The sequence below is a fragment of the Parageobacillus sp. KH3-4 genome (assembly GCF_022846435.1).
GTDB lineage: Bacteria > Bacillota > Bacilli > Bacillales > Anoxybacillaceae > Parageobacillus > Parageobacillus thermoglucosidasius_A.
In genome coordinates this window covers 47,504-67,896 of record NZ_AP025627.1, presented here as the reverse complement: position 1 = coordinate 67,896, position 20,393 = coordinate 47,504, and the positions used below count along the sequence as shown (strand labels likewise).

23 protein-coding genes are annotated in these 20,393 nt (G+C 43.6%); all 23 read right to left on the bottom strand.

Features of this window, described 5'->3' with window-relative positions; genetic code table 11:
• Positions 1 to 260 precede the first annotated feature (260 nt).
• The 23 genes from MWM02_RS00345 to rnmV all read right to left on the bottom strand — a co-directional run bounded on the left by MWM02_RS00345 (position 261) and on the right by rnmV (position 20,347).
• Positions 261 to 659, bottom strand: coding sequence for a S1 domain-containing RNA-binding protein (locus MWM02_RS00345; protein WP_064550637.1), 399 nt, complete (start codon positions 657 to 659; stop codon positions 261 to 263).
• Between the two features lie 78 nt (positions 660 to 737).
• Positions 738 to 1,145 carry an FtsB family cell division protein gene (locus MWM02_RS00340; RefSeq protein ID WP_244402725.1) on the bottom strand — a complete coding sequence of 136 codons (408 nt, stop codon included), beginning with the start codon at positions 1,143 to 1,145 and terminating at the stop codon, positions 738 to 740.
• A gap of 18 nt (positions 1,146 to 1,163) precedes the next feature.
• Positions 1,164 to 1,775, bottom strand: a complete 612-nt coding sequence (gene yabQ, locus MWM02_RS00335; protein WP_064550639.1) for a spore cortex biosynthesis protein YabQ — start codon at positions 1,773 to 1,775, stop codon at positions 1,164 to 1,166.
• The gene (gene yabP, locus MWM02_RS00330; protein ID WP_064550640.1) at positions 1,772 to 2,077 is read right to left on the bottom strand and encodes a sporulation protein YabP; all 306 of its coding nucleotides are present in this window, start codon (positions 2,075 to 2,077) and stop codon (positions 1,772 to 1,774) included. Before yabP ends, yabQ begins: the two co-directional genes overlap by 4 nt.
• A gap of 114 nt (positions 2,078 to 2,191) precedes the next feature.
• Positions 2,192 to 2,464 carry an RNA-binding S4 domain-containing protein gene (locus tag MWM02_RS00325; protein WP_244402724.1) on the bottom strand — a complete coding sequence of 91 codons (273 nt, stop codon included), beginning with the start codon at positions 2,462 to 2,464 and terminating at the stop codon, positions 2,192 to 2,194.
• Positions 2,465 to 2,479: 15 nt separating this feature from the next.
• On the bottom strand, positions 2,480 to 3,943 hold the full coding sequence (gene yabN, locus MWM02_RS00320; RefSeq protein WP_064550642.1) for a bifunctional methyltransferase/pyrophosphohydrolase YabN: 1,464 nt from the start codon (positions 3,941 to 3,943) through the stop codon (positions 2,480 to 2,482).
• A complete protein-coding gene (locus MWM02_RS00315; protein WP_064550643.1) occupies positions 3,943 to 5,532 on the bottom strand; it encodes a putative polysaccharide biosynthesis protein in 1,590 nt (529 codons plus the stop codon). Before MWM02_RS00315 ends, yabN begins: the two co-directional genes overlap by 1 nt.
• A 296-nt stretch (positions 5,533 to 5,828) precedes the next feature.
• On the bottom strand, positions 5,829 to 6,365 hold the full coding sequence (spoVT, locus tag MWM02_RS00310; protein WP_064550644.1) for a stage V sporulation protein T: 537 nt from the start codon (positions 6,363 to 6,365) through the stop codon (positions 5,829 to 5,831).
• Between the two features lie 194 nt (positions 6,366 to 6,559).
• Complete coding sequence (gene mfd / locus MWM02_RS00305; protein WP_244402723.1) at positions 6,560 to 10,093, bottom strand: transcription-repair coupling factor; 3,534 nt, start codon at positions 10,091 to 10,093, stop codon at positions 6,560 to 6,562.
• Between the two features lie 179 nt (positions 10,094 to 10,272).
• Positions 10,273 to 10,503 carry an anti-sigma-F factor Fin gene (gene fin, locus MWM02_RS00300; RefSeq protein WP_064550646.1) on the bottom strand — a complete coding sequence of 77 codons (231 nt, stop codon included), beginning with the start codon at positions 10,501 to 10,503 and terminating at the stop codon, positions 10,273 to 10,275.
• Between the two features lie 60 nt (positions 10,504 to 10,563).
• On the bottom strand, positions 10,564 to 11,124 hold the full coding sequence (gene pth, locus MWM02_RS00295; protein ID WP_244403572.1) for an aminoacyl-tRNA hydrolase: 561 nt from the start codon (positions 11,122 to 11,124) through the stop codon (positions 10,564 to 10,566).
• A gap of 65 nt (positions 11,125 to 11,189) precedes the next feature.
• Positions 11,190 to 11,825 carry a 50S ribosomal protein L25/general stress protein Ctc gene (locus MWM02_RS00290; protein WP_244402722.1) on the bottom strand — a complete coding sequence of 212 codons (636 nt, stop codon included), beginning with the start codon at positions 11,823 to 11,825 and terminating at the stop codon, positions 11,190 to 11,192.
• A gap of 89 nt (positions 11,826 to 11,914) precedes the next feature.
• On the bottom strand, positions 11,915 to 12,862 hold the full coding sequence (locus MWM02_RS00285) for a ribose-phosphate diphosphokinase (protein ID WP_244402721.1): 948 nt from the start codon (positions 12,860 to 12,862) through the stop codon (positions 11,915 to 11,917).
• 12 nt (positions 12,863 to 12,874) lie between these two features.
• The gene (gene glmU, locus MWM02_RS00280) at positions 12,875 to 14,254 is read right to left on the bottom strand and encodes a bifunctional UDP-N-acetylglucosamine diphosphorylase/glucosamine-1-phosphate N-acetyltransferase GlmU (RefSeq protein ID WP_064550650.1); all 1,380 of its coding nucleotides are present in this window, start codon (positions 14,252 to 14,254) and stop codon (positions 12,875 to 12,877) included.
• A gap of 128 nt (positions 14,255 to 14,382) precedes the next feature.
• Positions 14,383 to 14,673, bottom strand: coding sequence for a septation regulator SpoVG (gene spoVG / locus MWM02_RS00275; RefSeq protein WP_003247437.1), 291 nt, complete (start codon positions 14,671 to 14,673; stop codon positions 14,383 to 14,385).
• A 144-nt stretch (positions 14,674 to 14,817) separates the two neighbouring features.
• Complete coding sequence (gene ridA, locus MWM02_RS00270; RefSeq protein ID WP_244402720.1) at positions 14,818 to 15,192, bottom strand: 2-iminobutanoate/2-iminopropanoate deaminase; 375 nt, start codon at positions 15,190 to 15,192, stop codon at positions 14,818 to 14,820.
• 25 nt (positions 15,193 to 15,217) lie between these two features.
• Entirely contained in the window at positions 15,218 to 16,042 is an 825-nt protein-coding gene (gene purR, locus MWM02_RS00265) for a pur operon repressor (RefSeq protein ID WP_064550652.1), read from the bottom strand.
• A 55-nt stretch (positions 16,043 to 16,097) separates the two neighbouring features.
• Positions 16,098 to 16,967 (bottom strand): 4-(cytidine 5'-diphospho)-2-C-methyl-D-erythritol kinase, encoded by an 870-nt coding sequence (gene ispE, locus MWM02_RS00260; protein ID WP_064550653.1) that lies wholly within the window; start codon positions 16,965 to 16,967, stop codon positions 16,098 to 16,100.
• 211 nt (positions 16,968 to 17,178) lie between these two features.
• The gene (locus MWM02_RS00255; RefSeq protein ID WP_013876094.1) at positions 17,179 to 17,352 is read right to left on the bottom strand and encodes a small, acid-soluble spore protein, alpha/beta type; all 174 of its coding nucleotides are present in this window, start codon (positions 17,350 to 17,352) and stop codon (positions 17,179 to 17,181) included.
• Between the two features lie 106 nt (positions 17,353 to 17,458).
• Positions 17,459 to 17,716 (bottom strand): biofilm formation stimulator Veg, encoded by a 258-nt coding sequence (gene veg / locus MWM02_RS00250; protein ID WP_043906421.1) that lies wholly within the window; start codon positions 17,714 to 17,716, stop codon positions 17,459 to 17,461.
• Between the two features lie 193 nt (positions 17,717 to 17,909).
• Positions 17,910 to 18,794: a sporulation peptidase YabG gene (yabG, locus tag MWM02_RS00245; RefSeq protein ID WP_244402719.1), complete on the bottom strand. Its 885-nt coding sequence runs from the start codon at positions 18,792 to 18,794 to the stop codon at positions 17,910 to 17,912.
• Between the two features lie 109 nt (positions 18,795 to 18,903).
• Positions 18,904 to 19,791 carry a 16S rRNA (adenine(1518)-N(6)/adenine(1519)-N(6))-dimethyltransferase RsmA gene (rsmA, locus tag MWM02_RS00240; protein WP_064550655.1) on the bottom strand — a complete coding sequence of 296 codons (888 nt, stop codon included), beginning with the start codon at positions 19,789 to 19,791 and terminating at the stop codon, positions 18,904 to 18,906.
• Entirely contained in the window at positions 19,778 to 20,347 is a 570-nt protein-coding gene (gene rnmV, locus MWM02_RS00235; protein WP_064550669.1) for a ribonuclease M5, read from the bottom strand. Before rnmV ends, rsmA begins: the two co-directional genes overlap by 14 nt.
• Positions 20,348 to 20,393 lie beyond the last annotated feature (46 nt).

Below are 20,393 nucleotides of genomic sequence, written 5' to 3'. Positions count from 1 at the left end.
ATCGCTTCGATCCGAAAAAGCGGACAAGTGGTAATTATCGTGCAAAATCCTGCTTTTCAGTCCAGCGAACTTAGATCTCCGGAAAACAAAATCTCTTTTGTGCTGTTTCTTTTTGCACCAATTCGGAGCTTAATTCAAAAAATCCTCCCGACACCCTTATGGCCAAGGAAGCAAAGCATGCTATCCGCTGAAAATAAGAAAAAGCATCTATCATGAAGATAGACGCTTTTTATCCATCGCGACATTCATTCAGCAGCAAGTTACCCACGTCTCGCGCCACGACCTCCCCGCTTCGACTCCATATGACGTCTGAGGGAAGCTAGACGATCTTCGCTTTCTTTGAGAAAGCGACTGATTTTTTGCTCCAAGCTTTCTTTTGCGGCTCGATCATTGGCCTTATGTCGTGAGCGCTGCGAAGGCTGCGCGTCTTTTGCTTTTTTAATGGATAGACCGATTTTCCCGTCTTTCTCGACGTTAATGACTTTGACGCTAACGACATCTCCAATTTTCAGATGATCGTTAATATCCTTCACGTAATTATCCGCTACCTCACTAATATGAACTAGCCCAGTTACACCTTCTGGCAGCTCCACAAACGCTCCGAACTTCGTAATCCCCGTTACTTTGCCTTGTAACTTGCTGCCTACTTCAATTGACATAAAAAAAGTGCTCCTCCTTAAAAACTTCAAAATTATTTTCTTTATTATAACGAAAGGAAAAAACAAGTGTCAATAAGGTCAATGCCCGAATTTATCGGCATCATAAGGGGCCGATTTCTTTTCGGGAACAACAAAAATAATTTCTCCTTCCTTCGACAAATAATATTTTTTTCTCGCCAACTCAGCGATATATTCGTCATCATGCAATTTTTTAATTTCGTCTTCCAGCTGTTTCTGCTGCTTTTCGAGCTTGTCTAACTGCTGTTCAACCCGCTTTTTATCCGCTAATTTTGCTTCAATATCTTTCGATTGAGAGTGGAGGGTATAAAAAAATATCGAAGATAACGACGCTAATAAGGCGCCAAAAAACACAAAGCGAACGATGGCGATCCGCCGTCGCCTCGACGCTTTCGTCCTCTTTTCTTCCTGAGCGGATATGTATGAAGACTGCAACTTTGTTACATTGGTTCTACGCGGTACGTTCATCTTTTCGCACCTCCACTCTTATTTTCGCAATTTTAACGTCCATTTGACAATCATATTCTTCACTTGGCGAATAATTCCTGCTAAATGGCCGAAAAAATTTTTCAGCGTCTCTTGCCAATTTTGCGGAATTCCCCTCCAAATTATAAAACCAATCCAGCGGACCGGAGCAAACAAGAGCTTGATGCATTGGTACAAAATGCGAAGAACAAAGAGAAACGATTTCCATATGAAAAACGAAAACACCAATAATGTTTGTAAAAACAGTTGAATCGGACGAACGATCAAGTAATAGCATAAACGGATGAAAAAGCGGTACAGCCGCGTTGCGAGCGAAATCACCCATTCGAGTACTTTTAAATATATGATACGAAACAAACTTTGATAAGCGGCGTATCCGCACAAAATCGCTAAAAAAATGTAAAAGCGCAGCTCGCCTTCATTGACGAGCAGTAAAACGTAAAAAATGACAAGACCTTGAACAATCCAAAATAAAATGTCATTCATAAAAACGATCCAATGTTTGCGGTCCTGCCTCTGTAAAAAGCGATTATACGTATCAAGCGCGGCGCCAAGCCAGCTGCCCATCCCAATCATCGCCAGCATTGTCGCCAGCTGCGTCGTTAAACTCATTTGAACAACTTGCTAAAGAATCCTTTAGCCTTCTCCTGATGGTCATCTAAATAAACGAGGTCAAAAATTCTCCCTTTGATGGAAACGACCCCTTTATCCACGTCTAAATTTTTCATTTGCAAATTTTGCCCGCGAATCGATAAAAATCCCATCACCGTTTCAAGCAAAAATTCCTCATTATCAAAGCTTTCCACTTGTTTGACTCCCGTAATGTCAAGAAGTTTTCTCCCCCGCATAATGACATCATGCTCCTGGACAGGACCTTTGTTCGTGTTGCCTCCAAAATCATAATGTTGGCTCATGTTCATCCCCCGCATTCATATTGAAATCGAGTTTTTCCTATCCGCATTTGTATCATATGTATGAATGCAGGGGGAATTTTAGAACAAGCCTATTGCGCATAAATGAAGCGGGCGTTATTCTTCCGTTCCAGCACCGATCCGTTCTTCCCGAATCACTTCATACAAATTAGCTGCTTCCTCTTTTTTCGTCGTTTCCTTCAAATCAGTCACTTTCACCGTCAGCTTTTTCTGTCCAAATTGAATCGTCAATACATCGCCCACTTTCACCGCCGAGCTTGCTTTCGCAACAGCGCCGTTAATCGTGATGCGCCCTTGGTCCGCTACCTCTTTCGCTAACGTGCGGCGTTTAATTAGACGGGAAACTTTTAAAAATTTATCTAAACGCATATACGTCCTCTCCTTTTACCATCCTTTTTCTTTCGCCTCTTCCCAAAAACGATCCAACTCGGCAAGCGACAGCGACGTAAGCGCTACGCCGCTTTCCCGCGCCCGCTCTTCAATATAGGAAAAGCGCCGGTAAAATTTTTTGTTTGTTACATGTAATGCTTCCTCTGGGTTGATGTCGTAATAGCGGGCGATATTGATAAGCGCAAATAAAATATCGCCAAATTCGCTAATGAGGCGGGAACGGGCCGTTTTTTCCCCCAACGCCTCCCGTTTAAATTCGGCAATTTCTTCTTCTACTTTATCCCACATTGGTTTGACATCGTCCCAATCGAACCCTACTTTTGCCGCTTTTTTCTGAAATTCGTAAGCTTTTAAAATGCCTGGCAAGCTTTTCGGCACATCATCAAGCAAAGAATTAGGGCGGTCTTTCTTTTCTTTTGCTTTTATCTGCTGCCAATTTTCTACAACTTGTTCTGCGTTTTCAACGGTGACGTCACCGAATACATGTGGATGGCGGCGGATCATTTTTTCTGTAATCCCGCGGATGACATCGTCAATGGAAAACATTCCCTCATCTTCGCCAATTTGCGCATGAAGCATGACTTGCAAAAGCACGTCGCCAAGCTCCTCGACCATATGTTCATCGTCATTTTCATCGATCGCTTCAAACAGTTCATACGTTTCTTCAAGCAAATACCGCTTTAGCGATTCATGCGTTTGTTTACGGTCCCACGGGCAGCCGTTCGGCCCCCGCAATGTCGCAATCACGCGCCGCAGCGTTTCAAAACGGTGATAAAGCATCGTTTCCTCGCGAACAGGCGGGACATATACGCTCGTTAAATTGTTTAATGCCATAGCACGGTCCAGTTCATATAACGGAATTTCCATCACTTTCTCCTCTTTGCTTCCCGCCGCCGTCACGATATAGACAGGATAATCGTCAGGAAGCTGCTCCATTAATGTCAATTTCACTTCAGAGGCAATAAACGAATCATACACTTGGCAAAAAATCGTATGCTTTGTTAATTGCCATTCATCCCCTTGAAACGAGGTGGCATCAATGAGCTGAAACCCTTCGATCGGGTCAATCTTTAACGTGGTAAACAAAGCATCTAAAAAGCTTTGGCCTCCCTCGATGACGACGCGACATTGCTTGCGCCGTTCCGCTTCCAGCAAAAGCTGCACGGTCTTTTCCGCTACAAGCGGATGGCCGGGAACGGCGTAAAACACATCGTTTTTTTGCGCCTGTTCCAGTAAAATAGCTGCTATTTCCTCATATACGTCTTCAAACCGTTCATGTCTCTCGTAAATCGCATCAAATGACGTAAAGGAAACCCCCTCCGCTTGCAGCGCATGGACAACCGGATGTTCTTTCGTTCGTAAAAAAAGCGGAGAAGCGGTTTTCAGCTTCCGATATACACCTAATGGCAACTGTTCCATATCACCAGCACCTAAACCGAAAACATAAATCGTATTCATCATCGATCACCTGTTTTCAATAATAAACGTAGTTTATCGCCGAATGGTAAAAATGACAATTCTTGTTGCGAGAATACATTTCCTTTTATGATTATTATAATATACGTAGCGCCGCCAAGCAGCACCCCGGCCACCGCTTCACCGGCCGCGAACAGGCGGCCGGAGCCCAACGTTTCCGCAAGCAGCGTGTATAATTGCAACAACACGACCATCGCTGCTGCTGCTTTTATCACAGGATACAAATACGTTTTCTTCGGAAAGCAGACATGCAGCTTCCGTCGCAACATGACATATAAAAAACACGACATCGCCGCGTAAGACAACGCCGTAGCAGCAGCCGCACCAGCCGTCCCGAATAAAGGGATCAACAGCCAATTGCAGACAGCTTTTCCTGCTACCGCTACACACACTCCCGCCACCGCTATCCATTCATGTCCCATTCCTTGCAATAACGCCGAAAGCGTCAGCGCCAATGCCGTAAAGAAAATCGAGGCAGCCAAAATTGCCAGTGAAAGTGAACCGAGGTCATTTTCAAATAACATAATGTTCACAGGACGGATGAGACACATCAATCCTAATGAAGCTCCTAATCCGATGACAGTGGCGATGCGCAACGATAAATCCGTTTTTTCGCGAATAAATTGTTCGTTTTCGCGTTTTTTCGCTCCGGAAATGAGCGGAACAAGCGCTAGCGAAAATGCAGTCGCAACCACTGTGCCAAGCTGGATAAGAGGTTGTCCGCGATCGTAAATTCCCTTCCATATCTTTGCTTGTTCGAAGCTTTCTTTGCCGCGTTCGACAAGCAGCGGCAATAACGAAAACGAGTCTACCAATTGCGTGAGCGTTAACGCCATATTTGTCACACAAATAATGAACCCTTCGATGAGCAAATAAGAAATAATGTGCTTAGCATCTGCGCTTTTCCATGTGATATGTATTTTCCCTCGATTTGCCCTTCTCAGCCAATACGCTGTCAATAAAAGAAGCGCGGTCAATCCTCCGGCGAATGAGCCAAACACTGCCGCCGCTCCAGCGTCATACACGGTGCGTCCACTTTTGATAAACAAATACGACAAAAAAATAATCGTCATCACACGAACGAGCTGTTCCCCAACCTGAGAAACAGCGGTCGGGATCATGTTGTTCTCCCCTTGAAAATAGCCGCGCAACAAAGCGATAAACGGAAATAGCAAAAATGAAAAAGAGAGGAGGCGAACAAGCGGGGCGAGCTCCGCATCTCCCATCCATATTGCGACTTGTTTCGCTCCTACATAGAGGACGGAAAAAATAAGTAAACCGAGCGAGCATAAGAACAAAAGCGACACTAGCAAAACCGAAACAACGCCTTTGTGATCGCGGCCAGCAACACGCTCTGCTACGAGCTTCGAAATGACGATCGGATAGCCGTATAGCGCTAATGACATAACAATGCCGTAAATCGGATACACTTGCTGATAAATATAAAAACCGACATCACCAACGATATTCTGATACGGAACGCGATAAAAAGCGCTTAATAGTTTCGTCACAAAGGCAGCAATGGTTAAGACGACCGCACCTCTCCATATCTTTTCTTCCGGCGATCTCATCATGTTTCTCCTTCCACGCTAATACTGCGACAACAATCGAAAAAATAGGCCACAAACTTATTATTCCGCAAGAAGCGGAATTTTCAAGTCTCACTTATGCGACTCACCACTCGTTTTCCTAAGTCTTGCTTATGTCCATCCCATACGCTATCAATCATTTGCAAAGTTTTCGACCGCCTGAAACTAAACAACCGCAGTACATCAAAAATGTGACAATTGGTACGTCAAACTGATATAACGCAAAAGAAAAAGGCAGCATAGCAAGCCACCTTTTTCCGTTCATGATTTTTTTCATTTTATTGTTCCATTTGCCGAGCTAAAAAGCCTGCGGCTGTCTCGACCGCTTTATGTTCCACTTCGCCAAGCACTTTATCTTTTGACAAAATGACGACAGCACCAATCGGATCGCCGTTTGCCACAATTGGTCCAATCGTATACGATTTCAACGTTTCTGAAACTCCGTCGACAAGCTCCACTTCTCCTTCTTCCGTATGAAGGACAGAGTTTCGCTCTTCCATCGCTTTTTCCACTAATGGACCGACATTTTTGTTCAAATATTCTTTTTTCGAAACACCCGCAACAGCGATGAAAACGTCGCGGTCACAAATCAATACAGGCTGCCCTAAGCTGTCAAACAACGCGTCTGCATATTCTTTTGCGAAATCACCTAATTCGCTAATTGGTGAGTATTTTTTTAAAATGACTTCGCCGTCGCGATCAACGAATATCTCGAGCGGATCCCCTTCCCGAATGCGCAACGTTCTTCGAATTTCTTTCGGAATGACAACTCTTCCTAAATCGTCAATTCGACGGACAATACCAGTTGCTTTCATCTACAGATGCCCTCACTTTCATCTAGGATTTGAAGAATACACCGATGAATCCTTGTTATGGCGAATTCACCATTGCTGTGATTAGTATCCTTCACAATCCAAGTTATATACGCGATGAAAGTGATTTTCTCAATTTTAAATAAAATTACCCATCCTTCATTATCGACGATCTTTTCGGAACATAAACATCTCATTCAAGCGATAATCGATTTTTCATCTTTCACGCTGGAAAGCTCTTTTAACGTTTCATATAAAACCATCAGCCATTCTTGCGGTTTTAAGTCTTTAATGTATAAAACAATTTTTAGTTTGGAACCCTCCATGCCAAATCCGAATAAACGGCCGTATTGCCCGCCGATTTTCGATAAACGTTGAATTTCTACTTCTTTGGATGCCTTCTCAGTAAATAAAATGTCAATTTGCTGTTTCTGTTGTTTGATCGCTTCTACTCCTGCTTGTTTCGCGTACACTTTAATTTCGGCAATTTGGAATAAATAAGCAACTTCATCCGGATATTCGCCAAAGCGGTCAAGCATTTCCTCACGCAGCGTTTCAACGTCTTCCATTGTCTCGACCGCTTTAAAACGCTTGTACATATCAATTTTTTGCAACCCGTCAGAAATATACGCGTCTGGAATATAAGCATCGACTTCTAAATCCATCGTTATTTCATGCTTTGCTTCTTCTTGTTTGATTCCTTTTCGTTTCTCGATGGCTTCTTTCAGCATTTGCGAATATAAATCAAAGCCGACAGAATCGATAAATCCATGCTGTTCTGCGCCTAATATATTTCCGGCGCCGCGAATCGACAGGTCGCGCATTGCAATTTTAAACCCTGAACCGAGTTCGGTAAATTCTTTGATTGCTTGTAAACGTTTTTCAGCAGCTTCGTTGAGCACTTTGTCTTTTCGGTATGTGAAATATGCGTATGCAACGCGATTAGAACGTCCGACGCGACCGCGCAGCTGATACAACTGCGATAATCCCATGCGGTCCGCATCATAGACGATCAGCGTGTTCACATTCGGAATGTCAACGCCTGTTTCAATAATCGTCGTTGTAACAAGTACGTCATATTGGCCTTCCAAAAACGCTAGCATCGTTGACTCCAATTCCGTTTCCGACATCCGTCCATGCACATACGTCACGCGCGCTTCCGGCACGAGCTGCGAAATTTCTTCTGCTTTCACATCAATATCTTCAATGTGGTTGTATAAGAAAAAGACTTGCCCGTCCCTCGCCAGCTCCCGTTCAATCGCTTCCCGCACCAGTTCAGGGGTATATTCCATCACATACGTTTGCACCGGAAACCGGTTTTCTGGAGGCGTTTCAATAATGGACAGGTCGCGCACACCGATCATGGACATATGCAACGTTCTCGGAATTGGTGTTGCTGTTAGCGTCAGCACATCAATATTTGCCTTAAGCTGCTTAATTTTTTCCTTATGGGTGACGCCAAACCGCTGTTCTTCGTCGATAATGAGCAGCCCTAAATCTTTAAACTGGACATCTTTCGATAATAGGCGGTGTGTGCCGATGACCATATCGATCGTCCCGTCTTTCAGACCTTTGATCGTTTCCGCCTGTTGTTTTCTCGTGCGAAAGCGGTTTAACAGCCCAACGGTAATCGGAAACCCTTGGAACCGCTCCCGAACTGTTTCGTAATGCTGCTGTGCCAAAATCGTCGTCGGTACGAGAAACGCGACTTGTTTTCCATCCATAATCGCCTTAAACGCTGCCCGCAGCGCCACTTCCGTCTTTCCGTAGCCGACATCGCCGCAAAGAAGACGGTCCATCGGCTTGTCGCTTTCCATATCGCGCTTGATTTCCTCAATCGAACGAAGCTGATCTTCCGTTTCTTGGTACGGAAACGCCGCTTCAAACTCCCGCTGCATTTCTGTATCTGGGGAAAACGCGTACCCTTTGCTTGCTTCCCGTTCCGCATACAGTTTAATCAAATCTTCAGCGATATCTTGGACAGACGATTCTACTTTCTTTTTCACTTTTTTCCATTCGGATCCGCCTAATTTATAAATCTTCGGCTCTTTTCCTTCAGAACCTACGTATTTCTGCACTTGATCGATTTGGTCCACAGGCACATACAACGTATCGCTGCCTTGATATTGAATATGGATATAATCTTTATGGACGCCGTTAATTTCCAATGTTTCAATTCCTAAATACTTACCGATGCCGTGATTCACATGCACAACATAGTCGCCCACTTGCAATTCCGAATAGCTTTTAATGCGCTCCGCGTTTGACAATTTTTGGCGGCGGATTGGTTTTTTTACTCGCTTTTTAAACAATTCTTCTTCCGTAATCACGGCAAGCTTTTGCATCGGCAGCTCGAATCCTGTGTTTAAATCGCCCTCGATCATTTGGTATTTGCCGTGCATCAACATTGCTTCACGGCTTAGCGGAGCAACATCGATTTCATAGTCTTCTAGCACCGATTGCAGCTTTTTCATCCGTTCCGCATTCGGCGCTAAAAAAACGACAGCATATTTTGCTTTTTTCCAACGCTCTAACTCAGACTTAAGCAGCGACATTTGCCCATGGAAGTTTTGCATTTGTTTGCAGGAAATATTCACGATGTTTTCTGGACGTGTATGCGGAACATGGCGAAGAAAGATTGATAAATAAATCCGTTGTTTGCGATGTTTCTGCAATAATTGAGAAAAAGAGTGAGAAATTGGCACATCATGGATAATTTTCCCTTCTGAAAGCAAGCTTGTATACCATTCCGCCTCTTCTTTATCTAGACTTTCTGCCGCCTCTTGCAATCTGCCCATTTCGTCCATCAACAATATTCCATTTTCCGGCATGTAGTCTAGCAAACTAGCAGGCTCATCATAAAAGAGCGCCGTATACTTATATTGTTGTTCAATTTCTTGCCCTTGTTTCAACTGTTCAAGCTCTGACGACACGTGTTCCAGCAATAATTGTTTGACTTTTTCATCTTTTAATTTGTCAAGGCTTTCCGCTAATCCCGCTTCAATTCGCGCAATTCCTCGCTCTAGCATTTCCCCGTAAACAATTATTTCATCGGCGGGGCCAACGGTTACTTGTTGCACTTCATCGCGGGAGCGCTGATCATCTGCGGTAAACGTGCGGATCGATTCAATTTCCGTATCAAACAGCTCAATCCGATAAGGTAATTCTGCCGTTAATGGATAAATATCAATAATTCCGCCGCGAACGCTAAATTCCCCAGGAGCTGACACAGTTGCTACACGCTTGTATCCCATTTGTACAAACTGCTTCTTGCAATGTTCGACATCTATATTTTGCTGAACTTCCAATGTCAATATATTATTTTTCCATAACGACACAGGAGGAAGCAGACGCCGCAATCCGGCGACAGGACAAATTACAATACCTTTGTCGCGTTTCGTCCAATAATTCATCACTTCTAAACGTTGCGCCTTTAGTTCTGGGCTGGCGATCGCCATTTCCGCGGCAATTACTTCGTTTACCGGATAGAGAAATACCTCTTCCGTTCCAAGCAATTGAACAAGGTCGTCATATATTTTTTGCGCTTGAAATAAATTATGCGTAATCACCAAGAGCGGTCTATCTGTTTCTTTATATAACGATGAAATGAAAACAGACCGGGCGGAACCAGATAATCCGGCAACAAGCTGCTCTTTCAGCCCAGCCTCAACACCCCCGATAATGGAACGAATATCTTGGTTTTCAGCGAAATAGCGATGCAACGAAAGCACCCCTATTCTCCCTCCTCTCAACAAAGCGAAATGCAAGCTGTTTTTTATTTTTTGCTATCATATTCACTTATTTGGCGTCGTCATGCTCGTTCTTCCGTGAAAAACGTTAGCTAGTCGTTTCGATACAGACGAAGTTTTTATATTTAAAAAATACAAAAATGCTTTGGTTGCCCAAAGCTTTAATGTATAAACTTTTCATACTGATGCAGTTCAGGATTCCTCGCTAACGCCTCCTGGCAATCTTCGCAAATCGTTTTTATGTGAATATCGCCATTTGGCTGATACGCAATCATCTCCAATCGTTCTTCTTCTGTCAAATGGTGAAATCCCAATTGTTCGCTATAGACCGAAACTCTATCAATCGTGCCTACTTTTGTTCCACAATGCCGACAATAATAATGCAATGCCATGAACAAACCTCCTAATGGGCGTATCTACATCTTATTTTGCACCAATTAGGAGGAAAATATTCATGCATTAAATTCATTCATCACTTGCAAAAACGGCACAGTAACAGCCTTTTCACACGCATCGGCCGAACGTAAAATCGCTTCCATGATCGCGCCGCTTTCTTCTTCGCAGAAGCGGCCCAGCACATAATCGATTACTTTTTCCCCGTTTGCCGGTCGCCCGATGCCGATCCGAATCCGTTTGAATTCTTGCGTGCCTAAATGATGAATAAGCGACTTAATGCCATTATGTCCACCCGCGCTCCCTTTCATGCGCAAACGAATTTTTCCAACAGGAAGGTCAAGGTCATCATATATAACAACAACATCATTTACATCAATGCGATAATAATCCATTAACGGTCGTACGCATTCCCCTGATAAATTCATATATGTTAATGGCTTACATAATATCACTTTTTCGCCGGAAATGATTTTCGAGGCAATCATCCCATTAAATTTTGCTGCTTGAAAAGAAATATTCCAGCGTTTCGCAAGCTCATCGATGACCATAAATCCGACGTTATGCCTCGTTTGTTCATATTCTTTCCCTGGGTTGCCAAGGCCGACAAATAACTTCAACACTCGGTCTCCTCTCTTTGCATTGATAGTACAAAAGACGTAACCGAAAACGGCTACGTCCGAGTTTATGCGTCTGGAGTCGTTTCTCTTCCTTCTTCCGCGTCAGGGCGACCAGGTTCTTGCTGTTCGCCGCTATGAATTTCTTCCTCTTGTTGCGGCGGCAAGATCGTCGCAATCACTTCAGAAGGTTCATGGTTAATTTCGTATTTTCCGTCTGTTTTTATATCTCCTACCGTAATCGTATCGCCGATTTGTAAGTGTGAAATATCGATATCAATCGATGGAGGAATATTCGCTGGCAATACGCGGATCGACAATTGATGCAGATTTTGCTGCAATACGCCGCCGTCTTTTACTCCGGCAGCCTCGCCGATGAAACGGATATCCACATCAATATCTACTTCCGTAGACATATCGACCGCTTGAAAATCAACGTGAAGAATATTGCCACGGAGCGAGTCTCTTTGGACATCCCTCAACAATACCGAATATTCCTCATCGTTCAATTTCAATGTAATCAGACTATGCCGTCCGGCTTCGCGGATCGTTTTTTGAAAATCGGAACCATTGACAAAAATCATTTTGTTTTCAATGTTTTTTCCATACAAGATTCCAGGAATATTTCCTTGTAAACGAATGCGTCGAGTTGTTGAATGTTTTCTATCAGTGCGTTCTTTTGCTTCTAGTACTACTGCTGCCATGTTTCCTCACCTTCCTGAATTAGAATTAGAATCTAATTGATACTTTATCCTAAAACAAGAAGGTCTAAACATGCGCGTACATTAGTACATTAGTCAAACAATACACTGACAGACTTCATTTCATATACGCGTGTAATTGCTTCCGCAATGAGCGGTGCAACTGACAGCTCTACAATTTTATCAATTTTCTTTTCTTCTGGCAACGCAATTGTATTGGTGACAACAAGTTCTTTAATTTTCGAATTTTGAATGCGTTCAATCGCTGGTCCTGATAATACTGGGTGCGTGCAACACGCATATACTTCTTTCGCGCCGTTTTCAACTAGAGCGTTGGCAGCTAATGTGATCGTTCCAGCCGTATCAATGATATCATCGATTAAAATTGCCGTCTTTCCTTGCACTTGCCCGACAATATTCATTACCTCCGCCACATTCGGCTTCGGTCGGCGCTTATCAATAATTGCGATTGGCGCTTTTAGACGGTCGGCCAGCTTGCGCGTCCGCGTCACCCCTCCGTGGTCTGGAGAAACGACAACAATATCATCAAGATTTTTACTTTTAAAATACTCGGCTAAAATTGGAACCCCCATTAAATGATCGATCGGAATGTCAAAAAATCCTTGAATTTGCGGCGCGTGCAAATCAAGCGTAATGACGCGGGAAGCTCCCGCCGTTTCTAAAAGGTTTGCCACCAATTTCGCCGTAATCGGCTCGCGGGAACGCGCTTTTCGATCTTGGCGGGCATATCCATAGTAAGGCATTACAATATTAATCGTTTTTGCGGAAGCACGTTTTAACGCATCAATCATGATTAGTAATTCCATTAAATGTTCGTTCACCGGCACGCTGGTTGATTGAATGACGAAAACATCATCGCCGCGGATGCTTTCTTCAATGTTGATTTGGATTTCGCCATCGCTGAAGCGGGAAACCGAGCATTTTCCTAATTCTATCCCCATCACTTGCGCAATTTCTTCGGCTAACTTCACATTGGAATTTAATGCAAACAATTTCAAGTTATGATGACATTCAGACATGATAAACCTCCATTACGAATTTTTCTTAATAGAAAGGCGATCCACATAATTCTCTTTATTTACTTGCCGAGCGCGGGCAATCGATAGCGCATTTCCAGGAACATCATCCGTAATCGTAGAACCGGCAGCGACATAAGCGCCTTTCCCAACTGTCACCGGGGCAATTAAATTCACATTACAGCCGATAAACGCTCCATCCTCAATTTTCGTCATATATTTATTTTTCCCATCATAGTTTACGGTAATGGATCCGCAGCCGAGGTTGACGTTCGCGCCGACTTCCGCATCGCCAATGTAGCTTAAATGCGATGCTTTGCTTCCTTTGCCAAACACCGATTTTTTCACTTCGACAAAATTGCCGATGCGAACTTCATCAGCGATTTTCGACGACGGACGAATATGGGCAAACGGCCCGATCGTAACATCGTTGCCAATTTCGCTATCGTGCGCGACAGAGTGGCGAATCGCTGTGCCGTTTCCAATCAAACAATCTTTAATTTCCGAATTTGGTCCGATAACGCAATCTTCACCAATCACCGTTTTCCCTTCAATAACGGTCCCGGGATAAATCACAGTATCGCGGCCAATTTGCGCCTCAGCCGATATATACGTATGAGCAGGATCAATAATCGTTACCCCGTTCATCATATGTTTGCGACAAATTCGCATGCGCATAATTTTTTCCGCTTCGGCGAGAGCAGCGCGATCATTCACCCCGATCGTTTCTTCAAAAGACGGAGCTTCGTATGCAGAAATGATACCACCATTTGATTTTAAAATTTCAATGACATCTGTTAAATAATATTCGCCTTGTACATTATTGTTTGATACATGTGTAAGCGCTTCAAATAAAGACTTGTTATCAAAGCAATATGTTCCCGTGTTAATTTCTTTGATGGCGCGTTCCTGTTCGCTTGCATCTTTATGTTCGATAATTTTTTCAACATTTCCAAGAGAATCGCGAACAATGCGGCCATATCCGGCAGGATTATCTGCAACTGCCGTCAAAATCGTTGCCTTGGCCTTTGTCGCAAGATGATGATCAAGCAAAGCTTGCATCGTTTCAGCAGTAATCAACGGTGTATCTCCGCATACAACGAGCGTTACTCCATCTTTTCCGCGCAAATGAGAGGCTGCCTGCATAACTGCGTGCGCCGTTCCCAGTTGTTCCTGCTGGAAAGCATATTCGCTTTGGTCGCCAAGCTGCGCTTTTACTTGTTCGGCTCCAAAGCCTACAACGGTAATAAGCTTTTCTATTCCTAGCTGCAAAACTTGGTCCGCCACATGCTGGACCATTGGCTTGCCGCAAACAGGGTGCAATACTTTATATTGCTTCGACTTCATTCTTGTCCCCTGTCCAGCCGCCAATATGACCGCATATCGTTTTACCATATAGAAGGCCTCCAATTACCTTTTTATCCATAATTGAATATATCTCAATTAGTAGTGTATTTCAAGGAAACAATTTTTCCAGAAAATATAAAGAGCCTGTCCGTTGGGGACAGGCTCTTTTCCATATTTTATGAAGCACCAGCTTCTTCAAGTTCTTCTTCCAACTTACCTAAACGATGATACTCAGCCAATATCGCCTCTTGGATTTTTCCGCGCGTCGCCGAGTTAATCGGATGGGCAATATCACGGAATTCCCCATCTGGAGTGCGTTTGCTCGGCATTGCGACAAACAATCCGTTATTGCCATCGATCACGCGGATATCGTGGACAACGAATTCGTTATCCAATGTGATAGAGGCAATCGCTTTCATACGTCCTTCGGTATTCACGCGGCGTAATCTTACGTCAGTAACTTCCATTATGCTCACCACCTTTTCCCTATATAAGACTTGATTAAATTTATTCCACATGTTGTTGTTCATTTCCTTCTTTTTTTGAAAATTTTTTATAAATAAATCGTCGGTTACATGTGGAATAACTTTTAGGGAAAAGGCGGGCAGCGATTACCGAACGAGCGCGATTACTTCGATTTCCACTAGCGCGTCTTTTGGCAGTCTCGCCACTTCCACGCAAGAACGCGCCGGTTTATGGTTTGTAAAATATTGGTTATACACTTCGTTCATTGCCGCAAAATCATCCATGCTTTTTAAAAATACCGTTGTTTTCACAACCGTATCCAGTGACGCTCCCGCCGCTTCCAACACCGCTTTTAAATTTTGAAATACCTGATGGGTTTGCGCTTTGATATCACCTTGCACCATCTCGCCTTCTGGAGTAAGCGGAATTTGTCCCGAACTATAAAACATGTTGTTGACGATGATCCCTTGTGAATATGGGCCGATCGCTTGCGGCGCTTTATTCGTTTCTACTTTTTTCATTGCATTCGCTCCCCTTTCACGTTTACTATTCCATAAAATGAATATAATTTCCTGCTTTTACGGTAATTTGTTTTTCTTTCACATCAACAGAAGATAGTTTTACAAGAGAAATATATTCATCAACAAGCCGCTCTTTCGTTTCCTCAGATTCGACGAGGACACCGATGCCGGAAAGTTTGGCGTTAAATTCATTTAACAAATTCACCATGCCGTTTACCGTCCCGCCCGCTTTCATAAAGTCATCGATAATTAAAACATTCGCTCCTTCAGCTAGGCTCCGCTTCGCCAACACCATCGTTTGAATTCGTTTAGAAGAACCAGAAACATAGTTAATGCTGACCATCGAACCTTCCGTTACTTTGTTGTCATGGCGGACAATCACAACGGGAACATACAAAAAGTGTGCTACCGCATAAGCAAGTGGAATTCCTTTTGTCGCGATCGTCATGACGACATCCACCGGGCGGTCAGCGAAAATGGACGCATACAGACGGCCGATTTTATTGACAACACGAGGGTCGCCAAGAATATCCGTCATATATAAATAACCGCCAGGCAGCAGCCGATCTGGGCGCGATAGCTGTTCGCATAAATATGTAACGATCTCGCCCGCTTCCTGTTTCGACATTTTCGGAATATATTGGACTCCGCCTGCCGCACCCGGCAGCGTTTTGATCGTTCCGATTCCTTGCTGTTCAAACGTTTGTTTGATAATTGCCAAGTCCTCACTAATCGATGACTTTGCCGATTCATAACGCTCTGCAAAAAATGTAAGCGGTATAAGCTGATGAGGCCGTTCTAGAAGATAATGAGTCATATCTACTAAACGGCCGCTGCGCCTTAATTTCATAGAGGACCTCCTAAATCCGAATATTTTAAGGTAAATATACCAAAAATATACGTATTTAATCAAGTGAATTTTGTTCGCCTAATATCCGGACAGCGAACACTTGATCGCAAAAGCCGCGCAACCCATTATAAATCCGTTGCAACCTTGAATCATGCTGAACGAGCCCAAACACCGTCGGCCCGCTACCGCTCATCAATGCCGCATCCGCTCCAAACCGCTTCATTTGCTCTTTAATGTGCGCCACTTCCGGATGCATTTTCAATGTTACTTCCTCTAATACATTTCCGACTAGTTTGCAAATAGCCGCATAATCTTGGCGCCCAATCGCCTCTACCATTCCATCCACATCCGGGTGCCGAATCTCGTCCACCTTTAAATTCCGGTACACTTCGGCAGTAGAAACGCCGATCGATGGTTTCGCTAAAATAACCCAGCATGGCGGCGGGGAAGAAATCGGCGTAATTTTTTCGCCGCGCCCTGTTGCAACCGCGGTTCCACCATAAACGCAAAACGGGACGTCAGAACCGATTTGCGCGCCTAGCTCCGCCAATTCATCAAGTGTAAGCCCTAAACGCCAAAGCTTGTTTAAGCCGCGGAGCGTCGCCGCGGCGTCGCTGCTTCCTCCGGCCAGCCCTGCTGCTACTGGAATATTTTTCGCAATGGAAATCGCCACTCCCTGTTTGATGCCAAATGTATCTTTCAATACTTTTGCAGCCTGATACGCCAAATTGCGGTGGTCATCGGGAACGAATCGGTTTTGTGAAATAATTTGTATCTCATCATCGGCCCGCGGAATTAATTCGATCCGATCCGCCAGATCAATCGTTGTCATTACCATCTTTACTTCATGATATCCATCCGGCCGTTTATGTAATACGTCCAACGATAAATTGATTTTTGCCGGCGCCTTGACTAATACCTTCAAGCGTTCCACCTACTTTAATGACTAATGACTTCGAGCTTTCTTGCAAGATCCATTACCATAATAGCATAAATTACGTATGCTGCTAACAAACAGAAACGTGTAATTCATCAATTTGAAACAATACGGCAAACGGACTCAAACAAAAAGCCGAAGCGATATTGCTTCGGCTGCCGCGGCTGTTTTTATTTTTTTGTCGCGCAAGTTTGCACTATTATCTTTTCAACAGCTGTCGTTCAGCCATTTCGATCGCTAATTTCACCATATTTCCAGCGTCTTTCGCGCGGATCGCTCCCCATCCTTCTTTTTGAACGACATCATAAAAGCCTAATTCTTTTGCTAACTCTTCTTTAAAGCGTTGCGACATAATTCCGCGACGTCGACCCAATGCTAGCAACCCCTTTCAAACCGCCGCGACAGTTTTAGTATGAAAAAAAACACGCACGTTTATGTTGACGTATTTATGCCAAAAACAAAAAGCAGCAAACTAACGTCTACTGCCCACCCACCTTATCGTCATCTAAAAATGTCAATTTCACTGTTTCTGTCAACACATCAGCGTAGCTAAATGACACTCGTTCAAACGCATTCTCTTTTTGGTCGAGTTCAATAACAAACACAGATGGATACGTTTCTGCTAAAATTCCGCACCGCTCAATCGTTTTTCTTCGCCCGCCGTTGGCGCGTAACGTCAAACGTCTGCCGATGTTAGAATCCAACGTTTTTTTAATATCGGATAAAGTTTTTGGCATTCGCTATCCACCTCACTTTGTAAATTATAACAAAGTTCCTTTCCAAAGTCAAAATAAAAATTATATCAATGCAATTTCCTTACTGTCAATGCATATTTTTCTACAAAATATTGCTTTTAAGTATATTATGTCGTTTTTTATGTAAAAATATATATGTATTAAAAGAAAAAAACCGCCTTGTTACTGGCGGCTGCTAATCGCTCATCGTATCAATCAAACGAAACGGCATCCCCGTGCGCAATACTCCTTTCGTTTCCACCCCTCCAAGTCCCTTTTCTCCGGTCAATGTATTGCGAAGAACATCCCAAACATTTACCGTTTCCATGAAAGGAGTAAAACTAATTCTTGAAACAATATAAACTGGATCGAGCGCATGAATGTTTACGCGCGCCGGGGAACTGGCAAAATTTGCACCAGCGCGAATCAGTGATTCAAAATGGGATTGGCATGCTCCCGCAAAAATGATCAATTGGTCAAGATGCGGAACTTTTTTGCGCGCTTCTTTTACCGTTTGGACAAAATGTTTGGAATGACGATATGCCTTTAAATCCGTCACTTTTCCTTTCGATTTCGAATAGGAATCGTGACCAGTAATCACTAAAATATCAGGGCGAAACCGCTCAAGAAGCACGCCGACTTTTTCAGGCATTTCGCTTTCCTCGCAAAATACGCCATACACCGGCACACCAATTCGTTCATACAAATCCAAACACTTCCGCAAATATAAAGGGTCACCGTCCAAATGAAGGACGCGCCCCGGAATTTGAAAAAAATCTTTTTCCGTCCGGTATCCCCCCGTCGCCCGATACTCTGTTTTTTGTTTTATGACATGACAATCTTGGCGAAACAGCTTATACGATTGCTCGATTAGCTCTATTTCCTTTTTCTTTCTTTCCTGCTGCTCTCGTTCATCGACAATGACTAAATCGCTGCACGGGGCATCGGCGATAAGCCTCACATTTTCACCATACAAAATCGCTTCTTTTTCCCCATTTTTTTCTTTCACATCTATAACACGAAACAATAAATCACAGTTATACGACTTCCTTGCGACAATATCGCCGACCTTAACATCCATCACCATTCACTCCATTGTAAAACAAATTGCTTACTAAGTAACATATGCGCATCTGGAAAATAGGTGATAGACACAGGTCTTTCCTTTCCACATCAACGAAGAAACAAATTTACACGAACATGACTTCCCTTAACGCGTTGCTAAGCACGGCAAACTCTTCCATTGTCAACGTCTCTCCACGGCGCCGCGGGTCAATTCCTTTCTCTGTTAAAATGCGCTCAATTTTCTCTTTTATCGCTTTTCCGTTCGGCAAGTTGCTTATTAAATTGTTTAAAATCGTTTTCCGGCGTTGAGCGAAACTCGCCCGCACTACTTGGAAGAAAAACGATTCATCGTCTACATCAACAGGCGGCTGCTTTCGCTTCATTAACCGAATCACAGCGGAATCGACATTCGGCTGTGGAATAAACACCGTTCTTGGAACGGTCATGATCTTTTCCGCTTCCGTATAATATTGAATCGCGATGGACAACGAACCGTAATCTTTCGTTCCCGGTTGTGCGGAAATGCGGTCAGCGACTTCTTTTTGTAACATAACGACAATGCCGCGAATCGGCAAGTTATCTGTCAACAGCTTCATAACGATCGGCGTTGTGACATAATACGGCAAATTCGCCACCACCATAATATCGGCCACATCGGTAAATTCTTCTGCAATCACACGGTGAATATCCGCCTTTAAAACATCTTGATGAATAATGCGGACGTTTCCATACGGTGATAACGTATCCTCCAAAATCGGCAAAAGCCGCTTGTCAATCTCAAACGCGACTACCTTCTTTGCGCGGCGCGCCAGCTGTTCCGTTAATGCCCCAATTCCAGGACCGATCTCAATCGCTCCCGTTTCGCTCGAAAGCTCAGCGACATCGACAATTTTCCGCAAAATATTAGTGTCAATCAAAAAATTTTGTCCTAAACTTTTTTTAAATGAAAAGCCGTACTTTTCCAAAATTTCCCGAGTACGTCCCGGTGTAGCAATATCTTTATTTGTATTCATCGTTTGCTTCCTCCTGCAGCACTTGCTCTAATGCGGCGTAAAATGCTTCTTTAGAGATTTGAAATATTTGCAATCGCTTATAAAGCTGCTTTCCGTTCGTATATCCTATTTTTAAAATTTCCCCTAAATGTCGGCGCCGCTTTTTCGCCAATTTTCCGCCGATTAAACCGGCGGTGACAAGTTCGTTAAACGTAATTTCCTCATTCCACTTCGTTGCTTCATCGTACACATTTTTCAATGCTTCGCGTATATCTTCAACAGAAGCGTGCTCCACACCAATTCCTTTTCCATTTTTCGCAATAGCTGCTTTTCTTGGCAAAAAAGCATGTTTGCAGCCTGGAACGCGCTCTGCAATTATTTTTCGAATTTTTTCACCCGGAAAATCAGGATCTGTAAAAATAATCACTCCTCGTTTTTCTTTTGCCAACTTAATCCGCTCAATCGTTTCGTCGCTGATTGCCGACCCGTTTGTTTCAATCGTATCTGCATCAACGGCGCGCCGAATCGCCACCGTATCGTCTTTACCTTCCACAACAATAATTTCTTTAATTTTCATCATTAGTACGCAGAAATCGTCCACTCATTCCCCAAGGAATAAGCCT